This window comes from Methylicorpusculum oleiharenae (assembly GCF_009828925.2).
GTDB lineage: Bacteria > Pseudomonadota > Gammaproteobacteria > Methylococcales > Methylomonadaceae > Methylicorpusculum > Methylicorpusculum oleiharenae.
Genome location: NZ_WUTY02000002.1, coordinates 176,100 through 201,024, shown reverse-complemented (window position 1 = coordinate 201,024; position 24,925 = coordinate 176,100). Strand labels below are relative to the sequence as shown.

General features: G+C 44.5%; 27 protein-coding genes and 2 pseudogenes. 15 read left to right on the top strand and 14 right to left on the bottom strand.

Annotated features, from left to right (window positions below):
• Positions 1–11: 11 nt before the first annotated feature.
• The 4 genes from GO003_RS24295 to GO003_RS24280 all read left to right on the top strand — a co-directional run bounded on the left by GO003_RS24295 (position 12) and on the right by GO003_RS24280 (position 2,240).
• Positions 12–794 (top strand): DsbC family protein, encoded by a 783-nt coding sequence (locus GO003_RS24295; protein ID WP_159658470.1) that lies wholly within the window; start codon positions 12–14, stop codon positions 792–794.
• Positions 784–1,257: a type IV conjugative transfer system lipoprotein TraV gene (gene traV / locus GO003_RS24290; protein WP_159658469.1), complete on the top strand. Its 474-nt coding sequence runs from the start codon at positions 784–786 to the stop codon at positions 1,255–1,257. Before GO003_RS24295 ends, traV begins: the two co-directional genes overlap by 11 nt.
• A gap of 231 nt (positions 1,258–1,488) precedes the next feature.
• Complete coding sequence (gene traA / locus GO003_RS24285) at positions 1,489–1,797, top strand: TraA family conjugative transfer protein (RefSeq protein WP_159659247.1); 309 nt, start codon at positions 1,489–1,491, stop codon at positions 1,795–1,797.
• Positions 1,798–1,979: 182 nt separating this feature from the next.
• The gene (locus tag GO003_RS24280; protein ID WP_159656947.1) at positions 1,980–2,240 is read left to right on the top strand and encodes a WGR domain-containing protein; all 261 of its coding nucleotides are present in this window, start codon (positions 1,980–1,982) and stop codon (positions 2,238–2,240) included.
• 186 nt (positions 2,241–2,426) lie between these two features.
• Here GO003_RS24280 and GO003_RS24275 read toward each other — a convergent pair whose 3' ends face one another.
• The 7 genes and pseudogenes from GO003_RS24275 to GO003_RS24250 all read right to left on the bottom strand — a co-directional run bounded on the left by GO003_RS24275 (position 2,427) and on the right by GO003_RS24250 (position 7,861).
• On the bottom strand, positions 2,427–3,443 hold the full coding sequence (locus GO003_RS24275; RefSeq protein WP_159656949.1) for a hypothetical protein: 1,017 nt from the start codon (positions 3,441–3,443) through the stop codon (positions 2,427–2,429).
• 576 nt (positions 3,444–4,019) lie between these two features.
• Positions 4,020–4,127, bottom strand: a complete 108-nt coding sequence (locus GO003_RS26740; protein WP_407942128.1) for a PEP-CTERM sorting domain-containing protein — start codon at positions 4,125–4,127, stop codon at positions 4,020–4,022.
• Positions 4,128–4,174: 47 nt separating this feature from the next.
• Complete coding sequence (locus tag GO003_RS24270) at positions 4,175–5,245, bottom strand: hypothetical protein (protein WP_159656951.1); 1,071 nt, start codon at positions 5,243–5,245, stop codon at positions 4,175–4,177.
• Entirely contained in the window at positions 5,226–5,777 is a 552-nt protein-coding gene (locus GO003_RS24265) for a tyrosine-type recombinase/integrase (RefSeq protein ID WP_159656953.1), read from the bottom strand. The genes GO003_RS24270 and GO003_RS24265 overlap by 20 nt, the downstream gene beginning before the upstream one ends.
• Positions 5,778–5,899: 122 nt before the next feature.
• Positions 5,900–6,972: pseudogene (locus GO003_RS24260) on the bottom strand (IS701 family transposase).
• 109 nt (positions 6,973–7,081) lie between these two features.
• The gene (locus tag GO003_RS24255) at positions 7,082–7,573 is read right to left on the bottom strand and encodes a GNAT family N-acetyltransferase (protein WP_159656955.1); all 492 of its coding nucleotides are present in this window, start codon (positions 7,571–7,573) and stop codon (positions 7,082–7,084) included.
• 3 nt (positions 7,574–7,576) lie between these two features.
• Positions 7,577–7,861, bottom strand: coding sequence for a type II toxin-antitoxin system TacA family antitoxin (locus GO003_RS24250; RefSeq protein WP_159656957.1), 285 nt, complete (start codon positions 7,859–7,861; stop codon positions 7,577–7,579).
• Between the two features lie 391 nt (positions 7,862–8,252).
• Between GO003_RS24250 and GO003_RS24245 the strand changes: the two genes are divergently transcribed.
• From GO003_RS24245 to GO003_RS24220, 6 genes and pseudogenes are all read left to right on the top strand, one after another.
• A complete protein-coding gene (locus GO003_RS24245) occupies positions 8,253–8,846 on the top strand; it encodes a shikimate kinase (protein ID WP_159656959.1) in 594 nt (197 codons plus the stop codon).
• A 622-nt stretch (positions 8,847–9,468) separates the two neighbouring features.
• The gene (locus tag GO003_RS24240) at positions 9,469–10,089 is read left to right on the top strand and encodes a hypothetical protein (RefSeq protein ID WP_159656961.1); all 621 of its coding nucleotides are present in this window, start codon (positions 9,469–9,471) and stop codon (positions 10,087–10,089) included.
• Between the two features lie 48 nt (positions 10,090–10,137).
• Positions 10,138–10,725, top strand: coding sequence for a hypothetical protein (locus tag GO003_RS24235; RefSeq protein ID WP_159656963.1), 588 nt, complete (start codon positions 10,138–10,140; stop codon positions 10,723–10,725).
• A 78-nt stretch (positions 10,726–10,803) separates the two neighbouring features.
• The gene (locus tag GO003_RS24230; RefSeq protein WP_017841286.1) at positions 10,804–11,172 is read left to right on the top strand and encodes a VOC family protein; all 369 of its coding nucleotides are present in this window, start codon (positions 10,804–10,806) and stop codon (positions 11,170–11,172) included.
• 1,865 nt (positions 11,173–13,037) lie between these two features.
• Positions 13,038–13,244: a hypothetical protein gene (locus tag GO003_RS24225; RefSeq protein ID WP_159656174.1), complete on the top strand. Its 207-nt coding sequence runs from the start codon at positions 13,038–13,040 to the stop codon at positions 13,242–13,244.
• A gap of 211 nt (positions 13,245–13,455) precedes the next feature.
• Positions 13,456–14,666 (top strand): annotated as a pseudogene (locus tag GO003_RS24220) (IS256 family transposase).
• 159 nt (positions 14,667–14,825) lie between these two features.
• On the opposite strand, the gene GO003_RS24215 reads toward GO003_RS24220, so the two are convergent.
• The 7 genes from GO003_RS24215 to GO003_RS24185 all read right to left on the bottom strand — a co-directional run bounded on the left by GO003_RS24215 (position 14,826) and on the right by GO003_RS24185 (position 19,413).
• Entirely contained in the window at positions 14,826–15,251 is a 426-nt protein-coding gene (locus GO003_RS24215) for a hypothetical protein (RefSeq protein WP_159656176.1), read from the bottom strand.
• Between the two features lie 80 nt (positions 15,252–15,331).
• Positions 15,332–16,075 carry a hypothetical protein gene (locus GO003_RS24210; protein WP_159656178.1) on the bottom strand — a complete coding sequence of 248 codons (744 nt, stop codon included), beginning with the start codon at positions 16,073–16,075 and terminating at the stop codon, positions 15,332–15,334.
• Positions 16,076–16,513: 438 nt separating this feature from the next.
• Complete coding sequence (locus GO003_RS24205; RefSeq protein WP_159656158.1) at positions 16,514–16,999, bottom strand: GNAT family N-acetyltransferase; 486 nt, start codon at positions 16,997–16,999, stop codon at positions 16,514–16,516.
• A 643-nt stretch (positions 17,000–17,642) separates the two neighbouring features.
• Complete coding sequence (locus tag GO003_RS24200) at positions 17,643–17,963, bottom strand: hypothetical protein (protein ID WP_159656160.1); 321 nt, start codon at positions 17,961–17,963, stop codon at positions 17,643–17,645.
• Positions 17,960–18,391: an HNH endonuclease gene (locus GO003_RS24195; RefSeq protein WP_159656162.1), complete on the bottom strand. Its 432-nt coding sequence runs from the start codon at positions 18,389–18,391 to the stop codon at positions 17,960–17,962. The genes GO003_RS24200 and GO003_RS24195 overlap by 4 nt, the downstream gene beginning before the upstream one ends.
• Positions 18,392–18,452: 61 nt before the next feature.
• A complete protein-coding gene (locus tag GO003_RS24190) occupies positions 18,453–18,608 on the bottom strand; it encodes a hypothetical protein (RefSeq protein ID WP_159656164.1) in 156 nt (51 codons plus the stop codon).
• Positions 18,609–18,978: 370 nt separating this feature from the next.
• On the bottom strand, positions 18,979–19,413 hold the full coding sequence (locus tag GO003_RS24185) for a hypothetical protein (RefSeq protein ID WP_159656166.1): 435 nt from the start codon (positions 19,411–19,413) through the stop codon (positions 18,979–18,981).
• 194 nt (positions 19,414–19,607) lie between these two features.
• Here GO003_RS24185 and GO003_RS24180 point away from each other — a divergent pair, with 194 nt between their 5' ends.
• The 5 genes from GO003_RS24180 to GO003_RS24160 all read left to right on the top strand — a co-directional run bounded on the left by GO003_RS24180 (position 19,608) and on the right by GO003_RS24160 (position 24,916).
• Positions 19,608–19,793, top strand: coding sequence for a hypothetical protein (locus GO003_RS24180; protein ID WP_159656168.1), 186 nt, complete (start codon positions 19,608–19,610; stop codon positions 19,791–19,793).
• A gap of 537 nt (positions 19,794–20,330) precedes the next feature.
• A complete protein-coding gene (locus GO003_RS24175) occupies positions 20,331–21,140 on the top strand; it encodes a TIR domain-containing protein (RefSeq protein ID WP_159656170.1) in 810 nt (269 codons plus the stop codon).
• Positions 21,141–21,233: 93 nt separating this feature from the next.
• Positions 21,234–21,980, top strand: a complete 747-nt coding sequence (locus GO003_RS24170; protein WP_159656172.1) for an endonuclease NucS domain-containing protein — start codon at positions 21,234–21,236, stop codon at positions 21,978–21,980.
• Positions 21,981–23,180: 1,200 nt separating this feature from the next.
• Positions 23,181–24,437, top strand: a complete 1,257-nt coding sequence (locus tag GO003_RS24165; RefSeq protein ID WP_159656965.1) for a site-specific integrase — start codon at positions 23,181–23,183, stop codon at positions 24,435–24,437.
• On the top strand, positions 24,434–24,916 hold the full coding sequence (locus GO003_RS24160) for a hypothetical protein (protein ID WP_159656967.1): 483 nt from the start codon (positions 24,434–24,436) through the stop codon (positions 24,914–24,916). The genes GO003_RS24165 and GO003_RS24160 overlap by 4 nt, the downstream gene beginning before the upstream one ends.
• Positions 24,917–24,925 lie beyond the last annotated feature (9 nt).

Below are 24,925 nucleotides of genomic sequence, written 5' to 3'. Positions count from 1 at the left end.
GGGAGACAAAAATGGTGAAAAAGTTATTAGGGGTATCGGCTTTATTGACGTTGAGTGGTGTTATCCAGGCGGCAGGCCAGGATAGTTCTCAGCTTGAAACAAGGAAAACCGACACCGAAATGACGGCTGAAGTCAAAGACGTCATGCGCAGCGTGGACGAAGTTAAGCGGTTACCCGTCACGGGACTGTCGATGGTTAAAGCAGGAGATAAGACATTTTTGATTACCGATAATGGGCATTTCGTCGTAGCCGGTAATTTTAAATTGGTCGACATGTGGCAAGGTAAAATTATTGGCTCCGTAGCGGACACGAAGGGAATAGAAAAAGTCGATCTGCGCAAGATAGGGTTCAATCCGGATGAACTTTCGACACTGACCATAGGAAAAGGAAAAAAGGAAGTTACGATATTCGTAGACCCTCAATGTAACTACTGTCACGAGCTGATTGCACAGCTTGAACCACTGGGGAATGAATACGCATTCAAACTCGTATTGATCCCCGTGCTTGGCAAGGAATCGTCAGAAATCAGTAAAAAACTGATCTGCAATAAAGACAAAGAGCAGTCATTAAAAGCACTGATCGCAAAGGATTATTCAACGCTGCCGGCGTTGGTCAGGGAAGAAGGATCTTGTGACTTAAAACCGCTGCAAAAAGCGGTAGTGGCAACGAAACTTCTGGATATTCAGGGCGTGCCATTCGTGTTTCTGCCTTCGAAAAACACCTTCAAGGGTGGAGTGAAATCGTTCAAAACCCTCTTAGAAAAAGACCTTGAGGATGAATTAAATGGTAAATAAGGGTTACTTAAATTTGGCTTTTTTAACGGCAACTGTTCTGCTTTTAAACGGTTGCTCTTTCTTGAGTATAGGGCAAGGCGATTTTTCCTGTCCCGGCGGCATTGAAGGCGTGCGCTGTATGTCAGCCCGGCAAGTCTATCAAGCAACAGAGTCTTCGGATTACGTAAAAACCCTAGATGAGAATGACAAAGGCAGTGCCAGCGGATCTCGTGGCGTTCTGGCTCATTCAAACGCAACCAGGAATAGCCAGGTAGCCGTTCCCAGTATCGAACAGCCAGTACCCATACGGACGCAAGCGCAAGTCATGCGGATATGGGTGGCGCCATGGGAGGATGATGACGGTGATCTGCATGCTGACGGGTACTTATATACAGAGATCGAAAGCAGGCGATGGCATCTTGGGGAGCGATTCCGGTCCCCAGGGAGAGCCATATCGCCTTTGTCGGACAGAACGCCGAGGTGATAAAAAAATAATCCGGACGAAAGTCCGGTTTTTTTTGCCCGTCGCGCAGAAAGGGGTTCGAAATAGGCTGCCTTTCGTCTGTCCATCAAAAGAACACCTGATAGGCTGCTCTTTCGCGCTTACACACCGCTGATTTTTTGTTGACAATGACCGTGTTCCGGAACAGAACCTCGGTCAGTGAATTGCAAATAGCTGACAACCCTCATCAAGCCTATTTTTGGAGTTCTTCAAATGAACAAATTGAAAGCACTGTTTACATCTAAACTATTCTTGGCCATTTTTGTTGCTGCTGCTGTCGCGCTTGCTCCTGAAGCAATGGCCGGTACCGGTGGTAGTGAGTTCGACGACATCTACACCCTGTTGGTTGGCTGGACTCAAGGTACTTTGGGAAAAATCATTGCCTTGGGCATGTTTATGGTGGGTTTGTCTGCCGGCATCGTCAACCAATCTATCGTATCTGTTGTTATCGGCATCGGTGGTGCGTTGGCTCTGTACTACGGTCCAAACGTCATCAACGGTGTTGTTGCCGCTCTGGTGTAATTCCAGATATATCGCCCATCACCCCCGATGGGCGGTACCCCTTTTTTGTTAGTTGTAGACGAAAGGGCCGCCCTCTTGACAAGGTGCGGCCTTTTTTTATATAATCTTTTATGACCATAAATTCAGTTGTTTAGGCTATTATTTAGAAAAATAATTCCTTAAGTATTCTTGAAATTAATCTTATGACTCAAGCTTATCTAGTTCGACACAATGATCTTGAGAATATGCACCGCTATTACACAATGACTATTTCACCCGGTATATTCGGAGACTGGTCGCTTGTGCGCCAATGGGGAAGAATTGGTCATCCTGGAATGGTAAAAAAGGATTGGTTTCCTTCGCCTGAACAAGCGCTCGATGCAGGCGCCAAGATAGAAGAATCCAAGAGGAAAAAAGGTTACGACGTAATATCGTCTTTCGGCCAAAACAAAGCGACATCATAGGCTGTGAGAACAACAAGGATTAAGAAAACTCAACCCCCTACAATCGCTTTGATCCGATTTGGATGGCGCGACAGATAAACCCTATTCGTTATACAAAGCTTTGCATAATACATAACGGCCAGAAACGGACGTTTGTAGTTTCGTAGCGAGGGCTGCGTGTTATGTCCGGTTATCCACAAGATGGACTTACTGGCGTTTCAAAAACTTTTCCATCCTTTCGGTCTCTTCCCAACCAATCCTATCGGAGTCACACAGGAACTTGACCAAACGTTTGAAACTAACCCGATTGGCTTTATTATCGCAAGCACTAAAGTAGGCTTCCAAGTCGGCAACCTTAACACTGAGCAGGGAACGTGGCGGTATAGCCGATGACAATCTATCCTTAACAAATATTCTTATGTTGGCATGGTGCTCGTGCTGCATTTTTTCACTCAATCCTTCTTTAGCCAACCCTTTGTAAAAAGCGACCAGTATTTTTTGATTGCCATTGATAATAGCTTGGGTTAGGTCTGTGGCCTCTAACGAGGTAACGACCCCTCGTGATTCTTGAGCGTGACGCAACTGATTGTTGAGACTCTTGCGGATGCCGCTGCCAAATCTTACTGGATAGGAATTAAGTAGGCTGTCAAAAATGATTTTATCGCCAAAAGGTAGCAACACTGCATCCACCAATATTGGCGGTGCGTAAGGCAGTATTTCGGGGATTGGCGAGACTAGGCCGATGACACCGTAAACAATTGGATTATCAGAGTCATTAAGGAAAAGACTATATTTTTGCAAATGGCGCATGATAAAAAATCTAGCGGCAACACGACTTTTCCAACTTGCTGCCAATTCTAAATCTGCAGCTGATAAATTATCAGGGTTGCTGTCAATAAAGTCTTGCAACAGTCGGTCTGATGCCCACAAGGCATTTCGGATAACCGCTGCGTCTTGTTGATTAATATTGTCGTTTTCAAGCTGGCTTGGAAAGTCATTAAACAACTTCATCTGTTTGTTGACATAAGTCAATAATGGCCACCAAATACGATAAAACTGATCGCATTCGTCTGGTTGTAAATTCATGTCCGTTCCGTTTTTAAGTTTTGCTGCATAATCTGCTTCAGGCGGATAGTTTTGTAGCTGTACAATGATTGGTCGATAATTTTTCGTGGGCTTTTCCAGCCTTCCTTGTTCGCTTGTGATGATATTGAGCTTACACAAACAGATAAAACTCTCATAGGAGTTTCGTTTCAGAGAGTGAAGTTTTGACAGGCCCTTTTGAACGATAATTTTGCTTTAAAATGTTTTTGGCTGACTGCTCGATCGATTGCTGAAAAAGCGTTTCTCGATAGCTGACGTCGATTTTGATGCGGTGTGACGGGCGTGTCTGGGCCATCGTCGGTCGGGGTAACTATCCAATTTCAATAGTTAAGGCATTCTTTGACTCAGTTGACTGTCCGTTATTCGGCGAACAATTTGACATTGTCACTGAGTCACTACGGTCAAAACCAGACTGCTGCCTATGATTTTGAGTGACAGCTTTTGAATGGGTAACTGCCTTTCAAGTTAGCCATGCATGCTTGATTGAAAGGCCTAACCCCGATTCCGTCAGCAATTCCCAATTTAAAACCTTACGCTTTCCTAGGTATTTGATTTTCATCATATAGCATGAACCGCATCAGATGCCTGTGTGGGGCGGGTTATTTAACCCGCCCAAATGTTTGAGGTTGCCGTCTAACATCGTCGAAACGTTCAGGCCGGGATTGTGAATCCCGTCCTGCTATAAATCCCGACAGTCTAACTGACCCGGTCTTTTCGAAGCCTGCGAGTTGCCAAAAGACCCAAGGCCGATAGCATGAACCACGCAGAGGCCGGTAACGGTACCACAGACGTGCGGATCAACATTGGTCACACTTTTAAGACCTTATTGACTGCTCCAAAACCTGAAACATTTAAAGCATTATCAAAAGCATCCTGCTGGAACTGAAGAATTTGCGCCTGGGAAATACAGATGCGTTCAAAACCCCCGGATCAAAATCTATAGCGGGCAATGGACAGGTACTCGCAATAACGGTGTAGTTGATGCTGCCTATTGTCCCCTTTTCTATGCGCTCTGACGGTTGCTGAAAGGCCCATAACCCTAGGTTGTCATCTTTTAGGTTTTGGCTGCTATTGAAGAATGCACGAACTGTAATGGGGCCCGACATGGGGCCTGCAGTCGAGTTTATCGTGATTCTGTAGCTCGGTGTATTCCCGTTGGGCTGTCCGACATCATCGGTATGAAGCGAGTCGAATCTCAAGGTTTCTGGATGCAGCGAACTGGGAGTAACGGGAAGCAGTGTATTCGACAAGGCAGAGTCATAATCTACTGTTACGACGCCACCCGAGTTGCGAAAGCGAAACGCGTCAACATCGTGCCGTAAATTGTCAATAAACATGGTGGAAATTTGCAATAGCCGCATCGAATCAGCCTCGGCTGTCTGCATCGGATCAGGAATAACACCTTCCGTAAACTCAAACGTTCCCGCTACATTGAGCATGGTTGCTTGGTCGCTCGGCTCATTCAGAGTCAGTGTCCAGGCGAGATTCATAATTCGATTGGTTTTTGTGCTGTCATGCGAAAGCTTCGAGTTCGAGGCCGTAATCTTGATCAAGAGACTGTTCGTGCCATCCTGGTTAATTTGAGACGTATTAATAGCTACGCGTTGGATCTGGGGATGAAAAAAGAGCGTTTTATTTGAGAACGAAGTTGAAGTGCCGGAGATGGCTGGGCCGAGGACAAGGCTCTGACCGAACGGTAATGGAGGTAGGGGATCGGCTCCCGCCTTCAACCGCAGATAACCGGAAGAATAAAGGGCTAGGACCTGCGGAAATCGGTCAGTATTGGGCACATGCCTCGCAAAGGTTAAAAGCTTGGTTGTCCCCATTGGTTTGCCATCAATCAAGACCTCGAAGGGGGCTTCTGGGATACGCTTCCGCAGTCTTTTTATGACCCACACGCAGCTACAGTTCATAATCGTCATAAGTCTTTAACACTTCTTCCTGGGTAATCCTCAAATAACGCAGTGTTGACGTGGTATTCGAATGATTTAGAACCTTAGCAATTTTTTCAACCGGCACCCCATCCTTATACATAGCCATACCGCTTGATTTGCGCATACTTTGGGTGTTGATGGTTAGCCCTAACAGTTCCCCCGCGTCTTTAAAGACGCGACTGACTGAAACCCGACTCACGGGTTTGTCTTTGGTTCGGTTGCTATGGACTTGAAACAACCAAGTATCGGCAGGGTTTTCCTGTTGCCTTGTGACAATGACCAGGATAGCGGCAGAATTCAGTCGAATCGTCTTCAGTTTTCCGGTTTTTGCTTCGGTCAGCTTTAACGAGCGCTCCCCCAGATTCAGGTCTGCGTACTTGAGGGTGAGCAGGTCACTGATGCGCAGCGACAAGTTGACGCACACTTTCCAAATATCCGCATAGAGTTGGCCAAACTTGTCAGCCAGAACGGCGTTCATCATGGCAATTTCAGCTTTATTGGCGGCGTCGACAGCGTTCATTCTATGTGCTCTTTTTTTATTAACTTGAATATATGTTACATAAAGTAGCAGTGGAGCTTAACAAAGTAAAATAAATCAGATACATACTAAGTAACACAATACAATTATGTTACTTACTGAGGTTACGCAGTCCTTAATTTCTGCAACTCTGCATAAGCTATCTGGTTAGCTTTTATGAAAAGTTTAGCCCGCAGGGCGAAATGGTTGGTTTTATGTTTGATCTTCAAACATTCCAGCTTGAACACGGCATAGATGGTCATGAATAGGTGGTTGTTTTGGGTGATAACGGTGCGGGTGGGCGACTTTGCCAGCCCTGCGTTGGATTTTAATGATTTATGGAACGCCTCGACTTTCCACCGTTTTTGGTAGAGGGTTGAGGCTTGCCCGCCGTCGCATGCCAAATCGCTGCACACCCGATTCAACAAACCGGTGCTGCCGTCTTTGTTTGTCTTGTGCCCTGCGGGTAAAAGACCCGCCGGACGAACAGCACTTCCTGGGGAAAGCCTTTCATCCAGCCGCGCACCGCCTGTTGATCTATCAATTCCAGCTGACTGATCCGCACAAAGCGTCCTTCGTTCTTGTCTGTTTCGGTCAACGCCACCCAGCGGTTGTCCTTCAAGGCACTGATGAAGTGTTTGCCTTTCTTGAGGATGAACTCGAAGTTCTCTTTCGACGCAAACCAACTGTCGGTCAGGACATAGCGGAACTTGATGCTGTTCGCCACGCAGGTGGTGACCATTGACCGCATCAGCTCGTTCTTGGTGAACTCCGCCGCCCGCTTGACCTTGCGGGTTTTGATGTCGCAAAACGGATGGGGCTTTTTCACCACTTCGAAGGCGACCGGGATCGACACGTCCCCGCTGTGGTACAACGCGTTCAACAGATTGATGCCTTTGACCGAGCGGCCTTTGCAGTGGTCATAGTGCCAGCACATCATCTCGTTCTCGTCAGTAAACGCCTTCTCCTGGACGGTGTCGTCGAAGATCAGGCAGCCGTCGTCCCGCTCGATCTGACGCACGGTGGGTTTGACATCAACCCACAGGTCTTTTGAGGTGTAGAGCCTTGCGGACAGGTGGCGGGTTATTGGGTCATGGCTGACTTCACCATCAAGCATCGCCGACAGGCTGGTCGCCGTTGCCAAGCCTTGGTTGCAGATCAGGTAGTCTGTATAGAGCGCTGTTCTTTCTTTATCCATCCTGAAATGATACGCTTTTTGGGATGGGGCCGCGTAACATCAGTTATAGATTCATCTTCATTTTTACTCATCAGGACAAACCGTCGAGTTTTTCCGACAAATGCAGTATTCACAGAAATGAACGGATATCAGCGAGGCTTACCATGAGTGTCATCGGCTCTTCGGGGGAGGGATCGAAACCGAGGGCCAGGTAGAATGAGCGTGCTTGTTCTGAAAGAGCATGGACGATAATTCCGCGAATGCCGATAGCATCGGCAGCATAGGAAACTCTTTGCGCGGCATCCCGAAAAAGGGCCCGGCCCAGACCGCGGCCTTGGAAAGACAAGTCCACGCCTAGACGGCCAAGTACGACGACTGGTATGGGGTCAGGCATATTGCGGCGGAAGCGGCCAGAAGAACTACTGCTATTGATCGCACCCGAAGCAAGCGCATAATAAGCGACAACGCGATTGTTGTTGCAGACAACGAAAGTACGTGAGGCACCGCTAACTTGGTTAGCTAAGGCTCGGCGGTGTAACCATTCATTTAGCGACGGGACGCCAGAGTCGAAACCGATGGTTTGATGGTGTTCCGAAATCGGGCTCGGCGATTCTAAAGACAACCCTCACTCCCAAGGTGCTTGGGTTTGCATGGTTTTCTGCAACCGCTCATTCGGTTGGGGCGGAGCATCAAGGCGTATAAGGAATTCTTGATAAGCTTCCTGGCTAACAGACATCATGGTCTGATCCAATAACGCTTCTTCGGCGGCTCGGCGGGCGGCTTCGAGCATGAAATCAGTCCGGTTTTTCCCCAGTAGTTGGGCGGCACGGTCGATCAGTCCGCGTTCTTCTGGCTTGATGCGAAGATTAAGCGTTTCGCGTTTTGTAATTTCTGGTGTGGCTGCTGTCATGTCTTTACCTCCATAATTGACATAGTAGCATAATGTAATGACATTGTCATCTCAGCTGTCGAAAGATAAACATTCTGGTTGATGCCGGGATAGCTTTTTTATAATCGAATGAGTAAACTAAATCTAGTTATATTATCAACGAGATAGGCAAATTGTTATTCGATAGTGGTTTACTCCATAGCCGACTGTGGCTCATATCAACCATTTTTGAAAGATCGGCCAAAACCCACCAATGAAACTTGATGATTAACTTATGTTCTGACGTTATCCTGAAACCTTTTATGCGCATTGCTTAGTTCTTCAGTTTAGATAAACTATCGTTAAAATTGCGGTTGTAATCCAAAATCATACAATAATTTGTTCAGAATCGGAGAATGTGGGAACAACTTCAGTGCGAGTATTCTTAACTGGTGTAGGGTGCGTCGGAAAGACGACGGTCGGCAGGATGTTGTCCGAGCTTCTTGATGTTCCTTTTTTCGACCTGGATGAAGAAATTGAGGGCTTCTTTGGAACGAGCATTGAGCAACTCCAAAGCAGGTTCAAAACGATACGTTCATACCGCGACGAGGCAGCAAAGGCACTCGTGCATCTGCTGAAGCGCCCGGAGAGTCGGCGCAGCGTTATAGCCTTGCCGCCGAGCGGCCTTATGGGAGGTTATCTAAGGGCAGTTAAGAACTCTCTTGGTGTAATCGTGGCACTGAGCGACAAGCCGGAAAACATTTTGGAACGGATCGTTTTCTACGATATCGATTCGAAGCTGATCGAGAAATGCCTGACATCCAGTGAGAAACGCTGGTACTTGAGAAAACTCAAGAAGGACATCACTTACTTTCGCAAAACATACGACCGTGCGCATTTACGAGTAGACATCTCGGGCCTCAATCCCAACCAGGCCTCACTCTGCGTAAAACAGGCCATAGAATTGTTTGAAAGCCAAAGAAAAGAGCATGGGAAATCCGAACAAAAGGATGGGCAGAAACGTTAAAGACTGCTGACACATGAGTTTCCCTATAGCTGACGCTGATTTTGATACAGTGAAACGGGCGACTCCGGCCATCACTTGTCGGTCGGGATGACTATTCAATTTCAACGATTAATACATTCTATAATCAAGTCGAATGTCCGGTATCCGGCGAGCAAATTGAAATTATCACTGTGTCATAACGGCCAAAACCGGCCGTTGGCGATGCCGGCGTAATTTTTCGTCGCTAACCTCAACGAATGGCAGCTTTTCGGTAAGCAATTTTGGGTTCTCTTTGGCTCGACCCGGCCAAAAAAATATCTTTGATCACTGACTGCAAAATGGGTCATTGCCGCCAATGATTTGGCTTGGGTCAAAAATCCAGTTAAAACCTAAGCCACTTATGAAAATCACGGCGTTGCTGGTCCGGAATGTTGCGTAAACTAAGCTGCGACTCGAACGCCTGGCTTAAGGGTACGGTAAGGGTCAACATGACAACCTCCAATTACATCTATTGGCTCAGTTTGGATGATATACGGAAGGGGAAAATCCTTGCAGTATACAGATTTATTATTGCAACCCAAGTTTCGTGGTAGATATACTGTTAACAGCTTAATAACTTTTTAGAATGACAAACAGGGAAAAAATGTTGAAAAAGTGCTTATTTTTTATCGCGATATGCTTCCCTTTCAATGCGACCAGCTCGACGTTCTGGGATTGGAGCGTCAACAATACTGCGTTTATCGCTGGCCCCAACGAGGAGATTGCTATAGAAGCGACACTGACAAATCTAGCTTTGTCGAACGAACCATTGTCTAACTTGGATGGCGATATTGAACTATTCGGATTTCCCACACCCAGAACCCAATTAGTTGTTATTTCAGGTGGACCTCTTCCCTATTCGCTAGCACCGTTCTATCCCGTCGAATTTAGATCTCAATTTGCAGCCAAAGAAATTCTTCCGGGAGAAAGCTTATCATTCGTTGCATTGAAACTTGTTCCGAACGGTACAGGCGTGGCGCTTGGGATATATGAGATATCACCATCATTACTTATCTTTGGCGTAGATTCAGGGTTGCAGACACCTGGCTCGCGTACACTCACGATCTCGGTTGTCCCATTATCGCGCTCGCTTGTGTTTTTCGTCTCTGGAATCCTATGTCTCTGGCTGGCTTGTCAGAGTAAGATTCTAACAAAGCGCTCCACCCGACCCGCGCGTGAAAGGCCGTTTAATTATTCGAACATATCGTTACGCGCGGCCGGGTGAGCTGCTGCATTCTGCGAAAAGATGATGGACACCCTACCCGATGATCGAATGCCTGAAGCCGAAGTAAGCCTTCGGTTAGCGCTTTACATTGCTCGCAATCAATATGCGACAGGTGATGTGGATGTCGCAATCGACGGTGCGCAGGTGCGAAATCTGAATGAAATTCACTTCCCGATGGACAAATTTCTCCGCGATGAGGGGTTGATTGCCGTTACAAGATCTGGAGATTCATGGCAGGGCGTATACAAGATTGCTGATTCTCAAAGTAAATTGAAGATTCACTCCAGCCCAGGCCTTGGCGACGTTGTAGCAACATTGCGAAACGGTCGGCGACTACGAGTTGAAAGCAAGAAGGGAAAGCTGCAACGATCCAAGAGCTCATCGGAATACCCCTTGTTACGTGAGGCAATCGGCCAACTTATGACGGTTTCAGAAGTTTCGGATATTGATCTTTTAGGTGTTGCCGTGCCACACTCTAAGAAATTTTCTGAACTTTCTAGCCGCTGGTCTTCAGCGCCATTGATTCAGCGTGTCGGAATCATAATTATATGCGTCCACCGCAGTGGGCTGGTGGACGGTCTACCTGCAATCGCAGAACGAAGCAATTCACCCGAGTCGCGAAGTCGGACGTTTTGAAGTTGGAAAGTCTCTCGTCGCGACCGGGTGATTGCAACCGCTGATGCTGAGCGTTCAGCGTCGTAGGACGAAACCGAAATGTCAAATCTCAAAATCACTGAAATCAAGGCCTTCGTTCCGTCAAAGGACTTCGAGCTTTCCAAGCAGTTCTACAAGGATCTTGGTTTTACGATGGCCTCTGAAGGCGCCGGTATCGCTTACTTCCACTTCGGGCATGTTAGCTTTCTGCTCCAAGATTTCTGCGCCGAGTCGTTCGCCGAGAATTTCATGATGCACATCCTGGTAGAAGATGTGAATTCATGGTGGCAGCAAGTCCAGAAAAGCGGTGTCATTGAAAAATACGGAGTCAAGGTTACCGAGTTGGAAAATCAGCCTTGGCGCATGCGTGATTTCTGTCTTTACGATCCATCCGGTGTTCTTTGGCGCATTGGCCAAAACATTGATTGAACTCCAAGGGGAGCACATGCAGTTGAAATCTACGCCGAACCCATAATTCTAGCGGACCGCCTCCGACGGCCGGTGAGTTCAAACGTTGAATTTTCCTTCATTGTCGGTTTAGGTGCGTGGCTAGTTGTCTCTGAATGGCCGCTTTCAGGAATCGGAATTCAATGACAGCTTTCCGGCGATGAATTTGAAGAGCGGACGGTCAACACCCGACCCATTTTTGCCACTCGCGCTTCTCCAAAGCGGTCATTCAGAGAAATCCAGATCCTGCGAACTAGAAGGCTACAAAGCGGCCATTGGTGACCTCACCCTATCGACCCCTTGCTGACACTCGCGCTTCTCCAAACCGGCCATTCGGCCGAAGCCAGATTCTTGGATTGAAGGACTACAAAGCAGCCATTGGCGACCTCAACCAAACGGCCATTATGTGAAGTTTCCTTTTATGCACATTGTCTTGGTTTCTCATAGTTGACGTTAGGAATATAGCGGATTGAGCAAGGCAGCCAGATAAAAAGCTGGTCATAATTTTTGCAAACTGCAGGAGTCGATTTTCTGTAGTTCCATTCAGAAACTAACCCTCAGTTCTACAGATAGCTTTTTCTACTTAAATATTGCTTCCAACAGGGAAACAATCAAGCGGAATTTATTCATGATGCCGATAAAAAGTGAGAATTCGATACGTCTGATGACATCGACTGGAATAATCGCTGATATTGCTCCCTTTGGATGTATTTGAAAGCTTGTTTTAAATCATAGAAATTATGCAAAGATTGCGTGCGAGGTAGAGGCTTTTAAGCCAGCTTACATCATAGTTGTGCCAAAGCCGCTGCTCATAAAAGGAAACTTCACATAATGGCCGTAATGCAAAGCTTTGCATTACGGCCAAAACCAGCCAAAGAAAAATCTTTGATCACTGACTGCAAACTGGCGCATTGCTGCCGATGAATTGGCTTTGGTTAAAAAAATCCAGATAAAACCTAAGCCACTTATGAAAATCACGGCGTTGCTGGTCCGTAATGTTTCGTAAGCTAAGCTGGGACTCGAACGTCTGACTCAGGGATGCAAGAACAGTCAACATGACACCCTCCAATTTCACTTATTGGCTCAGTTTGGATGATATACGGAAGGGAAAAATCCTTGCAGTTCACAAATTTAGTGTTGCAACCCAGGTTTCGTGATAGATTCACTGTTATAAGATTAATAAAGTGCTAGCCAATCAAAGCGAAATTTATTACTTGGGCAGGCGTCAACTTGGGTGTGACAAGCGGATTTGCTGGTTCGCTCTTTGTCGTACTCTTTTTGTACCGACTACGGCCGCGGATTGCGTTTTCACTGCAAATATCAGAATGCATTCGGGATAACCGTCGTGCTACGGATTCAAGAAGATAAACCAGTCGCCTGATCCTGTATTGGATGTCCGTACGATTTTGGAACTGTTTACGCCAAAATCGGTTCCCGGCGGGCAAGTTTTTTTCAGCAAGGGAGGTGTCTTTGACAAAATGGAAATTTTTTTGTAATAAACAGGTTTGACCCCTCTGACTCACAGGCTCACTTTGCGTTCCGTGTTCGTGCTACCGAAGATCTTCGATAGATTTAGTCAAAGGAAAGCTAATATCTCCGACTTAGCGTTGTAGGTCGTCATGCGCTTTCTGGCTTCTATGGTGTTTTTTAGCAGTGTTACTAAACGAAGTGAGACATCAGGTCGGGCTCTAACAAGTTTGGGCTGGTTTATATGGGCAAGAAAAGGCTAACAAGCCGCTAAAGGCCGCCGACCCGACGCGTGTTGATGGTCGGTTCAAACCAGTGCCTAGCCGTGTACCTGTCAACTTAGCATATACATTATATCAAAAACGACGAATGGAAAAATTATGACCACCTACGTATATAGACTTACATTGAATGATAGTGAATGCATCATGATGGAAGCTGCATTAAAGCTTATGATTAAGCATTGCACAGAGAAACTGGCTCAAGGGGAAGGAGCTCCGAATTGGGCTCATAAAAATTCAGCGGAAAATGTTTTAAGCAAATTATATTCAGATACAAACCAAAATAGTGGAAACAATTTTGGGTGAGTTTAAATAAATGACACTAAATTCCCATAGATTTTTGCTGAATGCCCTATCCAATAAGACTTCTAGCTTATTTTGACTTCTCAAAAATAGCCAATATTGAGCCAGTTTAGGCTAGTATAAGAGCTATAACTAAATCTGGTGTTCAGCCCGACTTAAAGAGAAGTGGCGTTCTCTGCTGAAATAAGATTGTCGAGATCAAATAACAGCATTAATGATAAACGCCATCAACAAAGATAAAGCAAAAGAATGGGAAAATACAGAGGCAATTAACGATCCTTTGACTGATTTGTTGCGAACCAGGGCCAAGGCCTTGATCCAACAGGCGATTGAAGCCGAGTTGCAATCGTTTTTGGTGACTATACTAAGGTCACTGATCTGGAGGGCCGTTTAACTGTCGTGAGGGATAGCTCCGGCGGCGGGGTTAAATTCAACTCAACCCTCGTGCCACCCTATGTGCGCAAAGCTCAACGCGTGGCAGCGGCCTTGCCTTGGCTGCACTTACGTGGCATTTCCACCGGCGACATGCAAGAGACCCTGTCGGTACTGATGGGTGACGAGGCCAAAGGCTTGTCACCGGCGGTGGTGAGTCGCTTAAAAGCCCAATGGGCTGAGGACTACCAAACCTGGAATAACCGAAATTTAGCGAAGGAACGCTATGTCTACGTGTGGGCGGATGGTATTTATTCGACCCTGCGCGGCGAGGATGATCGACTGTGCTTATTGGTCATCATCGGCGACAACGAACAAGGTGAAAAGCGCTTGCTGGCCTTATCGGACGGTTATCGGGAATCAAAAGCGTCCTGGCTGAGTGTCTTACAGGATATGCAAGCTCGCGGCTTACAGGAAGCGCCGAAACTGGCTACCGGCGACGGCGCATTGGGTTTCTGGGTAGCCATCAACGAGGCTTGGTCGACAACACGGCATCAACGGTGTTGGGTGCATAAGACGGCGAATGTGTTGGCGGCGCTGGCCGATTCGATCCAAGCCAAAGCCAAGGCTGGATTAAAAGAAATCTGGATGGCTGAAACCCAAGTTCAGGCGGAAACAGCCTTTGACAGCTTCCAGCGTAACTTTGAAGCCAAGTATCCCAAGGCAGTGGGAGTGCTGGCAAAAGATCGCGAATCACTCTTGGCTTTTTACGACTTTCCCGCTGAACATTGGCTGCACATTCGGACGACTAATCCGATTGAATCCAGCTTCGCGACGATTCGCCATCGGACCACGCGCACTAAAAACTGCGTCTCGCGCAGTACCTTGATGGGATTGGTGTTTCAATTAGCGCTGACGGCCGAGAAGAGTTTGCGCAAGATATAGGGTTTTAAACGAATACCGGAAGTGATTGAGGGCATCCGTTTCCAGGACGGCATTGCCATTATCACAGAGGCAGAGAAAAAAGAAGAAACACAGCAGATGGCCGCCTAATTCAAATTGGTGATACACCAGATTTGATTATGGCTCTCAAATTTGAGGAAAAATAGATAAATGATGATAACCAAACAAGTTGTGAATAATAATTCTATAAATTTTCCCTATTGCGCTTATTGCTAGAGCAAATGCGTGAAGCGCATCCTACGGCCCTACTTAAAAAAACATATCAAGCGTCTTACTAAAATAATCTATCGGTAGCGCCTTAAATGCCACATAATAAGCGTCATATTCATAACTCTTTTTTCCATACAAATTCTCAAATAGTTTGTATCTAGTGTAAGTTTTTCCATAAGTAGGAATACCCAAAAAATCCATAAAGCTATTAATTTCCATTCCACTTTTAAGTAAACTAGCTTTATACTCAGTAAGAAAATGTATACACGTTATTTCAGAATCAGGGAGAGAAAAGACTTTTGAGCAATGTGGGCATTTAAGACTTTTAGTTTCATAAGAAAAAGCTATATTAAAACAATCCTCATCACCTGAAATATGTATAGAACCATAGTCAGGATTGTAAAATGAACAAGGGCCATTGCATTCAGGACATTCTCTTATTGTTCTAGAACCGGGTGTTGACATGATATTCTCTAATTATATTGAATTCATAATTTTCTCACCTTGCGACATCCAGATAAACATAAGCCTCCAGAAAAAGAAAATCAGGACTTAGTACTAATATTATCACGATGGTTCATTAAATCATTAAATTTAGTAAACCAATATTCGTGTTCTTTTTTAATATGTTTATTGAATGTGTTTGAGTTAATTTGCATATCGCATTCAGGACACCTTGATTTTTTGTTTTCGTTTCTAAAGGATCCTGGAGCACTTAGAGCAGAAAGGATTTCAAAAGAGTACAAGTGACTCTCGATCCATGTTAATGTGCTTCTTATCCTATCAAAAATTACTAATTTTCCCGTAAGAAATCCAGCATTGTTCTTAACAAGAAAAATATACCGATCACTTTTTCCAGATTCAAAGCATGTAAGTGTGGATTTTTTTGTAAAAGATACATCTGATTCTTTAACTATTCCGAGAACAAGCCCGTTTCCAATTTCTTTTTTATTGAGTTGGTAATTTAATATCAAACTTGGTAATTCTGATCCTGAGCATTCGGTAGAAATATTATATGAATCCATACATAAGTGTTTATACCAAGGAGGACCAAGAGGGGGATCTAGCCATACACTCCCTCCATTAAAACGAACAAAAAATACCTCGTCACCACATTCAGGACAGTTGGTTAGAAAGCAACAACTTTCATCGCTTCGACTGTATCCTGAATAAACAACTGAGGATACCCCAACGTTTTGAACACACCCGCCTGAATTATGAATTGGGACACATCGCCCATCAACAAATCTGAACTCTATTGAATTTCCACACCTACTACATATAGCCATTAATTTTTCCGGAAAATTGGCATTAGTCGTGAAGAATAATATATTAAAACTATGCTGATTAAGTATTTAGCAGACATGTCTTGATTACTTAAACTTAAACTTATTTTATTAATATCTAACGAGGCTTCGCCTCAGACCAACGAGTCGTGATTTGCTCGCATTTTTGTTACATTATGATCCTAGCCCTTCATTGGCTAACACTTCGTAAGGATGCACAATAATTCCTGTAATTCGGACTCATGAACGTACATTATTTTGTGCGTTACGCTGACGCGGTTTAATCCGCCAGCGACTACTCAAGTCACTATCCGTAAGCGGTGCATTCTACAAAGTGGATTTTTAAAATGCTCATTTTTTGGGAGAGTTGTGTTTTTGTCTAAATTTTCAAACTTGACTCATTTTTAAAAATGCTGCCAACTAAAGGTATTTAATAAAATTCTATTTAAATTTTAGAAATAATCCTAAATAATTTTCATGTATATTACTTTTCCACGGTCTACCAAACAACCTGAAACCATTCTTTTCAAGAATCTTAACCATAACTGGATTTTTTGAAATCTCTGTGGAAGCCATTAGATTACCATCACCATAATTGTCAATAAGCAATCTTACAATTGTTGATGCAAAACCTTTCCTTTCGGAGTCATTCTCAGTAAACAGGTAACCCAATTCCCATTCAAATTGATCGGCAAGATCTTCAAGACCAGAGTTATCGTTAGAAAAGTCAGAATCTGTTTTCTGTTTTATCGCTCCAATTGAAACTACTTTGCTGTCATCTTTCGCGATACATATCATCTTGCATCTGTCGGCTTTAGACATCATATTGCCTTTGACCTTACCTTGCTTCTGGAGCATTTCAGAAAATACATTTCGATGCTCATCTTTCAAATTCTCTTTTTTGACAATATCGTAATAAATTTTCATATGGTATGTAACGTATAAACGTATTGGAATCGGTGGTCGACAATTAATAGGATTGGAGATATTGGAGAACGATCAGTTCTCTGTTTCAATAATCTATCGGCATCTTGCCAAAAACCATACAGCATCAGCGCCGTCGCCGAAAGGTATTTAGGGTCACCGGAACTCCCTTTGATATGATTATGGCGGTATTTATTAAGTCTGAGAAGACTATCAAAATCGCTGACGCTGGATTTATTAGCTTTTTTTGCTTTTCCTAATAATCTCAATTCTATATGCCCATGTCGTACATTCAAGGTGGTAACGTTCGCCATAATGCGCCAATGATCACATTAGAAGCATCGCAGGATGATAAGTGTCACACGCGCGCGTAAATTGCTACCAACTTGGTTGAGCCAGGCTTACCGGTTCGCTAGGCCAAGGGTGCGCCTTTATTATATTAATTCAAGAGAATATATTCCCTTCTTAACACCACTAATAATTTTATTGCCCTGACTTATTTTTATAATGATCTCCGCTCATTTTTATTCAAACCATTCTTAGAAGTGTGCTTTTACAAATTGAACAACCCAATAACCGGTGTTTAACAGCGCCACATTCATTACATACATGCTGACTCATGATTTATTTAGCTCTCAGAGCAATCTTACTTTAATGCCAATCCAAGCGCTTTAAACGCCTTTATTTCATTTTCACGCAACTGCTTTCCGCATTCAGTTCGTAAACAATCTTTTGTATTCAAAATATTAACAGAAGCGTTTTTACTATCATGTTTACGCCTAACTATATATCCAATATTTTCTACAACATAGAGGGTTTGGGAGTATGAAAAACTGCCCCAGGAGTCATAGCCCATTGGTATGTTTTTAATACCAGCATCATTCAGCAGTTGAATCATCCCAAGTACAGTAATACTAGTAGAGCTACTTTGCTTACTAAGCTGCTTTATAGCCGCCACAGTTGTCATGATACGAAACCGCGGGTCTTTCGCCATAACATGAATTCTTCAACAGTTTTATTATGCTTATCCCGATTGCAAGTAAGGCAAGTCCACGCCATATTGCCAGGTGAATTATTGCCCCCTCTGGAAACAGGAATTCTATGATCTAATTCGCCTTCACCGTTTAGGTCAATCCCGCAGTAAGCACAAAGGTCTTCTTGATCTTTTCGTATTTTTGCCTTTTCAAAATCAGAAGTGTAACCGCCTGCCAATTCCTTCTGTTCTTTATATTTTGATACTCTATCCATCACTTTCTGAGGATTTTGATTGTAGTGCTTCTTAGTGTTCTCGGCCATACATTTTTTGCATGTACCACGAAAGTTACCGCTTGACAATTTATTAAAATAATCTGCGTTTTCTGGTTTTAGTTCGCCACATTTTTTACAGCGTTTCATTATTATAGCCTTGTATATTTTGATTAAGTCTTATACAAATTTAAACTGTTTGTTCTGCTCATTAAGGAATACGGTAGTAAACTCTAGGACTTTTAAGATTAATAGAAATTGCACCAAATGCCGCCATATAGTCCATTGGGTCTACTTCCATTTCTGCCATAAACTTAAAAGTAACTCGCCGTTTTAGCTGTTCACTAGGCCCATTTTGAGTTTCCATTCCATATGCCTAAAGACTATCTCTTAGATAGTTAGCCCCATCATCTTCTCAATATAAACTTATTTTCTGCCCCATGACTTTAGTTATTGAAGAGCACAAAAATTGCATTTCTGATTCATCTAACTTACTGGCATTTACGTCCCATATCAAAATAAAATATGAAAATGCTTGCGGTTCTATATAAAACTTTAGGATATTTTCTTTACCAAGATTATCTAAAGATAACCCACCTCTTTCCATGTATTCAGACAGATTTTCATTAATAAATTTATATGATTCCTATAATGGCTGTGATAATGTATAGAATGGAGTTTTCTTTTTTCCGAACCAAAACATAATTAAATGCTTAACTTTAAATTAAATTATACTTTTATTCTGATCTAAGTATCTTTCTAATAAGAGCATTTATACTGGTGGCTGAATCTATTTCTTGCTTACTCATTCTCTTTATCTTTGATATTGCTCTATTTGCACGATCCTTTAAAACATATGGGAGCTTGGCATCGTCTCCAGTAAATCCAAAAGGCTCATTTTCTCTTTCCTGTAGAATTCCGTAATAAAAAATAAATGACTTTCTTACCTTCTTACTCGCCTGCTCAACTGACAATCCCTCGTTCTCAACAAAATTCCTTAACGCAACTACTCTAAATATATTATCTTGTTTTTCATATGAAATTACATTATTCAGGGAGAGACTATCCCACCACTTCAAATCTGAATTTTTAACCAAGCCAAGGTCATCAGGATGTATTGGAAAGTTGGGAGCGGGTTCTTTAGCGCCAAATATCTTGTCAAAAATTTTCATTTACACACCTATATTTTTAGTAAAGTTATTTTTTTACTGGTTAAAATTACTTGTAGACAAAGTAGTTAAGACGACACATGATTGTAAAGTAATCCAGTTAAAATAAGAAACACTATATTATTATATACTTATGTAGATGTTGACATTTTTGTTTTTTTATGAAACTAACAATTAAACTAATTACCTAGTTCCTAATGAATATATCCATTAAAGAAGCTTTTTTAATATTTTTTTTACTTTTACTTCAAGGAAAGCCTGCGATCTCTTCAAGTAACGTTGAAGTAGAGATATTAGAAATAGCAAATCAGCAATACAAGAAGCTGCCAATTATGGTGAATGGCTATACTAAGCTAGATACTGTAAACCTAGCCCTGGTGTAAAATTTGCTTTTACATATACAATATTAATTTTATCTTCAAAAGATGTTAGTTAAGCATCAAAACAAAGGTTTGACGCTGAAATGTAACCTTTCTTGAAAAATCAAGTTTGCGCCCATATAGATTACAAGGCATTAATCAGTAATAAAGTTTTCTACAGCTAACTTTATTACTAATATAAAGGTTCATATTTTGATTGGAGCACTTTGCGGCATAAGCGAACAAGCCATATCAACAAAAGTTTCGCAACATGCTAAAGATTTTCTTGGTGTCCAATAAACATAACCCTTTGAGGTGCTAACAAACTGATCAAAGGGATACGCGCCCGCTGGCGGCTTTGAAGTTTTGTTTTTTTCAAGGTGGGTGGCTTCGCTTAAGCCCGCAGGGGCGGCGTCCGCTCACGAATGAACATATCTGGCCTCGTTCGCTTATTACCAAATACGAAGGGATAAAAGCCTTCAACCGCAGAAAGTTAACAAAACTTTGCAGAAGACAAGCCGCTGAATGCGGCGTTAAGCATCGCACTAGGTATTAGTAGAATTGAGCATCGAATTTGTAGAAAATGACTTCGACAAGTTAAGTTACCTGGTAAATCTATTGACTTCGAGAGCGACTGGGTTAGCAGCTGACTCGCGTGAGTTTGAAAAATTACGCCATGATTTGCTAAGCAACCAAAACATTTCTCCTCTACTACCTCAATGGTTAAAGCAACATCGAAACCTTGATACATTCTGGGGATTTATTAAACAAAAATACGGGACATATGCCGAACGCAGAACATATCTATATGTAGAATTCACCCCAGTGCTTGATGCGCTTGAGTTTGGTCAGCAAATAAAAACACCGTCATCGGGCGGTAATGTTCAAAATATATTCCCGAGCATACCCAAGGTCGTAGAAAGAAATAAACGAAAAGTATTTATCGTACATGGGAGGGATAACGAGGCAAAGCAACAGGTCAGCCGCTTTATTGAAAAACTTGGACTAGAAGTAATTATTCTACATGAGCAAGCCAGTCCAGGAATGACCATCATTGAAAAAATAGAGAAATATTCCAATGATGCGGATTTTGCTCTTGTACTCTATGCACCTTGTAACCATGGGCACGGGGTTCACGAATCGAATATCCCACCAAAGAATAGAGCAAGGCAAAACGTGGTATTTGAACATGGTTATCTTATGGCGAAACTAGGCAGAGAAAATGTATGCTCATTGGTAAAGGGCGATATAAAAACCCCAAATGATATAAGTGGGGTGGTACATGTAAACTTAGATCCACTTGGGGCATGGAAAATTGAAGTAGCAACAGAATTACAGGCTTGCGGTTATGCAATCAATGGCTTCATTTAATCAAATTCAAAAGCCTAATCCGTCGCTCAACATCACCGGCGATATCGTGCCGGCCTGTTAGCTTATTCAATTGGCGGGTAATAGAAGGAACCCATGGCTACTTTGAACGAAAAACCAGTCCGCTTACTGATGCACGATATGGTGGCGTCCATGGGACTAGTGGCCGGCCAGAGCTTTTCGCGGGAACAAGCCGTTCAGTGGTTTGCCGCGAACTATCCAAACGTAAAACAAGGAACGGTAGCCGCACACCTAGTTCGTCTATCAACTAACGTTCCAACACGCCTTCAATATAGCCCACGCGCAGACGGATCAGACGACAAGTTCTACAAAATCGATAGCTCACACTTTCGGCTATACGAACCGGGACGCGACCCAACTCCCGTCTCGGAACTAACTCCTGAAGTCGAAGAGCTTTCAGACGTAGCTCCTGAAACTTCAAGCGAGTTCGCATACGAACGTGATTTACGTGACTACTTGGCACGCAATCTTCACATCATTGAGTCGTCGCTGAAGCTATACAACGACGAAGGAATTACTGGTGTGGAGTTTCCCGTCGGTGGGCGTTACATCGACATATTGGCGGTCGACGGTGCTGGAGGCTATGTTGTCATTGAACTCAAAGTGTCAAAGGGGTACGACCGTGTTGTCGGGCAGCTACTTCGCTATGTAAGCTGGATCAAGAAGAACCATGCGGAATTCGGTCAGCAGGTGCGAGGCATCATTATCGCTAAGCAGATCAGTGAAGACCTTCGCCTAGCATGCTCGGAGGTGCCTTCGGTGTCACTTTACGAGTACGCACTATCAGTTACAGTCAAGCAAGTGGGACTGGAGCGCGAATGATGCCCAATCCTTCACGCGAAAGTGCGTGACTATAAAGCTGACTTCTCTTCTTAAACGTTAAGCGACTGCTTTCGGATTTACTGCCGCCATACGCAAAAATTTTTGAATGTCGTGTTATGGCCGTAATGCAAAGCTTTGCATTACGGCCATTATGTGAAGTTTCCTTTTATGCACATTGTCTTGGTTTCTCATAGTTGACGTTAGGAATATAGCGGATTGAGCAAGGCAGCCAGATAAAAAGCTGGTCATAATTTTTGCAAACTGTAGGAGTCGATTTTCTGTAGTTCCATTCAGAAACTAACCCTCAGTTCTACAGATAGCTTTTTCTACTTAAATATTGCTTCCAACAGGGAAACAATCAAGCGGAATTTATTCATGATGCCGATAAAAAGTGAGAATTCGATACGTCTGATGACATCGACTGGAATAATCGCTGATATTGCTCCCTTTGGATGTATTTGAAAGCTTGTTTTAAATCATAGAAATTATGCAAAGATTGCGTGCGAGGTAGAGGCTTTTAAGCCAGCTTACATCATAGTTGTGCCAAAGCCGCTGCTCATAAAAGGAAACTTCACATAATGGCCGGAGTGACTCAGTGATAACGTCAATTTGCTCGCCCGAATACCGGACACCCGATTGGGCCACGGTATGTCTTAACTTTTTAAATTGGATAGTTATCCCGACCGGCCGGTTTTGGCCGGGTCCAGCCAAAGAGGACGCAAGGTTGCTTGCCAAAAAGCTGCCATTCGCTGAACTTAGAAATGGAAAATTCCGCCAGCATCTTCGGTGGCCGGTTTTGGCCGTAATGACTCAGTGATAATGTCAAATTGTTCGCCGAAAACCGGACAGTCAACTGGGTTAAAGGTTGCCAATCTACCGAAATTTGAAAGTGACCTCGACGGTCGGGTATTTGGCCGATAGTGTGAGGTCTCTAATGGCTGCTTTGTAGCGCTTCAGTTCTCAGAATCTTGTTGGCTGACTGACCGGTTTGGAGAACCGCGTCCGGCCGGTTTGGGTCGCTATGGATAGCTATCCATAGCGGCCATTATGTGAAGTTTCCTTTTATGTACATTAATTTGGTGCCCAATGGTTTATAGCTTGTAATCAGCGGCTTGAGCTGAGTATTTCGACTTAAAAGCTGGACATAAATACTGCAGTTGTCTGAAGTGGACATTCCTTAGTCCATTTCTGGAGACTGCCATGAGCTTAACAACCATACATCTTTCGCCTACCACTCAGCGCTGGTTACGCAATAGCCCGGTCACACCCTATGTATTGATTTATCTGGATTATCTGACCGCATGCCGTTACGCGGATGAAACTTCCGAACATCATCTGGCCGGTCTCGCACATCTGGGATTATGGATGGGGCTAAATCACTTTCGCATTGAGGAACTCGACGAAGCATTAGTGACCCAATTCCTTGATGAACATTTGCCAATCTGCGACTGCCCACGACCTATTTTCCAAACGCGTGCCGATATTAGCTCAGCTTGCGGTCATTTTTTGCGCATTCTGCGTGATCGCGGTGTCATTCCGCCTTTGCCAACACCCGTCGAACCCGTCTATGCCGAGGTTGATCGCTTTGACGATTACCTGAGGGACGTTCGAGGTTTGGCCAGTGAGACGCGACGAAATTATCGGCGTATTGTGCTGAACTTTCTGCAGGCTTGCTTTGGTACTGCCGAGATCGTTTTCACTGCCTTGCAACCTAACGATGTCCGGCATTTTATGGCCGAGCAGTTAACCCCTCGCGCTACGTCGGCAAAAGCCAACTCGCTGGCTTCTGCTTTACGTGCTTACTTTCGTTATCGCAGCGCTGGTGGCGATGATGTTCGCACACTCAGTGGCGTTATCATATTGCCGGCCCATTGGAATTTAGCCACATTACCAAAGGCGCTGACCGACGATGAAGTCAATCGCTTGCTCAATGCGTTCCCGCCAGAGCTTCCCTCCTGTCGGCGCGGCTATGCGATGGTTCGCTGCGCCTTGGACCTGGGTATGCGCGTTAGTGAAATTGCCAAGCTCGCATTGACCGACATTGACTGGCAAGCCGGCACAGTCACACTCCGAAGTACCAAGTCGCGCCGCGAGGACATCCTGCCGCTGCCGGTCTCTACCGGCCAGGCGATTGCCGACTATCTGCGTTACGAGCGACCACGGACGACCAATCCGGCGGTTTTTGTACGACGTCTTGCGCCACACGATGCCCCGATCAGTGCCGATGCGGTTCACCGTCTCATTCGCGATGCGTATCGCCGCATTGGGCTTGATCATGGTAGAACCCATGCGCTCCGGCATACGCTTGCGCGCCGATTATTGGACCACGGGGACTCGCTGAAGGAGGTCGCGGATATTCTTCGCCATCGCTCGCTCGACACGTCGCTGATCTATGCCAAACTCGACAGCCGAAAACTGTCTGCCGTGGCGTTACCATGGCCGGGGAGTGCAGTATGAACACGCCGATCACACTGCAAACACACGTTCAGGATTACTTGACCGAGCGGCGTCGCCTGGGGTTTCAGTTGAAGCATCGAGAACTGCCCTTGATGGATTTTGCCCGTTACGTCGATAGTCTGGCTTGGGCCGGGCCGTTGACGTTGGATGTCATGAGCGATTGGGCGCGGCTCGATAAACAAGGTCGTCATAACCCCGAGACATGGGCCAGACGCTTCAAGTTGTTGCGCCCCTTTGTCCGTTATCTGCGGCAATTTGAACCGGCAACCCCCATGCCTGACACATCGGTTTTTGGTCCGCTTCCAGGGTGGCAAATGCCGCATATCTATCGGGAACAAGAGATCATGGATTTACTCGCCGCCGCACACCACTTGGGGCCCGATGGTAACCTACGGGCGGCCACCTATGAAACACTGTTCGGACTGCTGGCTTCGACTGGCCTACGCGTGTCCGAGGCCGTTCGTCTTTTAGGCTCCTAGAAATAATAA

What these genes read in the sequence shown, in the direction of transcription:
- GO003_RS24205 (WP_159656158.1), bottom strand. Translation starts at nt 16,999, where the DNA reads ATGAAAATTTATTACGATATTGTCAAAAAAGAGAATTTGAAAGATGAG.
- traA (WP_159659247.1), top strand. Translation starts at nt 1,489, where the DNA reads ATGAACAAATTGAAAGCACTGTTTACATCTAAACTATTCTTGGCCATT.
- GO003_RS24215 (WP_159656176.1), bottom strand. Translation starts at nt 15,251, where the DNA reads ATGTCAACACCCGGTTCTAGAACAATAAGAGAATGTCCTGAATGCAAT.
- GO003_RS24235 (WP_159656963.1), top strand. Translation starts at nt 10,138, where the DNA reads ATGCCTGAAGCCGAAGTAAGCCTTCGGTTAGCGCTTTACATTGCTCGC.
- GO003_RS24165 (WP_159656965.1), top strand. Translation starts at nt 23,181, where the DNA reads ATGAGCTTAACAACCATACATCTTTCGCCTACCACTCAGCGCTGGTTA.
- GO003_RS24270 (WP_159656951.1), bottom strand. Translation starts at nt 5,245, where the DNA reads ATGACGATTATGAACTGTAGCTGCGTGTGGGTCATAAAAAGACTGCGG.
- GO003_RS24170 (WP_159656172.1), top strand. Translation starts at nt 21,234, where the DNA reads ATGGCTACTTTGAACGAAAAACCAGTCCGCTTACTGATGCACGATATG.
- GO003_RS24280 (WP_159656947.1), top strand. Translation starts at nt 1,980, where the DNA reads ATGACTCAAGCTTATCTAGTTCGACACAATGATCTTGAGAATATGCAC.
- GO003_RS24265 (WP_159656953.1), bottom strand. Translation starts at nt 5,777, where the DNA reads ATGAACGCTGTCGACGCCGCCAATAAAGCTGAAATTGCCATGATGAAC.
- GO003_RS24195 (WP_159656162.1), bottom strand. Translation starts at nt 18,391, where the DNA reads ATGAAACGCTGTAAAAAATGTGGCGAACTAAAACCAGAAAACGCAGAT.
- GO003_RS24250 (WP_159656957.1), bottom strand. Translation starts at nt 7,861, where the DNA reads ATGACAGCAGCCACACCAGAAATTACAAAACGCGAAACGCTTAATCTT.
- GO003_RS24295 (WP_159658470.1), top strand. Translation starts at nt 12, where the DNA reads ATGGTGAAAAAGTTATTAGGGGTATCGGCTTTATTGACGTTGAGTGGT.
- GO003_RS24185 (WP_159656166.1), bottom strand. Translation starts at nt 19,413, where the DNA reads ATGAAAATTTTTGACAAGATATTTGGCGCTAAAGAACCCGCTCCCAAC.
- GO003_RS24240 (WP_159656961.1), top strand. Translation starts at nt 9,469, where the DNA reads ATGTTGAAAAAGTGCTTATTTTTTATCGCGATATGCTTCCCTTTCAAT.
- GO003_RS24230 (WP_017841286.1), top strand. Translation starts at nt 10,804, where the DNA reads ATGTCAAATCTCAAAATCACTGAAATCAAGGCCTTCGTTCCGTCAAAG.
- GO003_RS24200 (WP_159656160.1), bottom strand. Translation starts at nt 17,963, where the DNA reads ATGACAACTGTGGCGGCTATAAAGCAGCTTAGTAAGCAAAGTAGCTCT.
- GO003_RS24210 (WP_159656178.1), bottom strand. Translation starts at nt 16,075, where the DNA reads ATGGCTATATGTAGTAGGTGTGGAAATTCAATAGAGTTCAGATTTGTT.
- GO003_RS24225 (WP_159656174.1), top strand. Translation starts at nt 13,038, where the DNA reads ATGACCACCTACGTATATAGACTTACATTGAATGATAGTGAATGCATC.
- traV (WP_159658469.1), top strand. Translation starts at nt 784, where the DNA reads ATGGTAAATAAGGGTTACTTAAATTTGGCTTTTTTAACGGCAACTGTT.
- GO003_RS24180 (WP_159656168.1), top strand. Translation starts at nt 19,608, where the DNA reads ATGAATATATCCATTAAAGAAGCTTTTTTAATATTTTTTTTACTTTTA.
- GO003_RS24160 (WP_159656967.1), top strand. Translation starts at nt 24,434, where the DNA reads ATGAACACGCCGATCACACTGCAAACACACGTTCAGGATTACTTGACC.
- GO003_RS26740 (WP_407942128.1), bottom strand. Translation starts at nt 4,127, where the DNA reads ATGTTGATCCGCACGTCTGTGGTACCGTTACCGGCCTCTGCGTGGTTC.
- GO003_RS24190 (WP_159656164.1), bottom strand. Translation starts at nt 18,608, where the DNA reads ATGGAAACTCAAAATGGGCCTAGTGAACAGCTAAAACGGCGAGTTACT.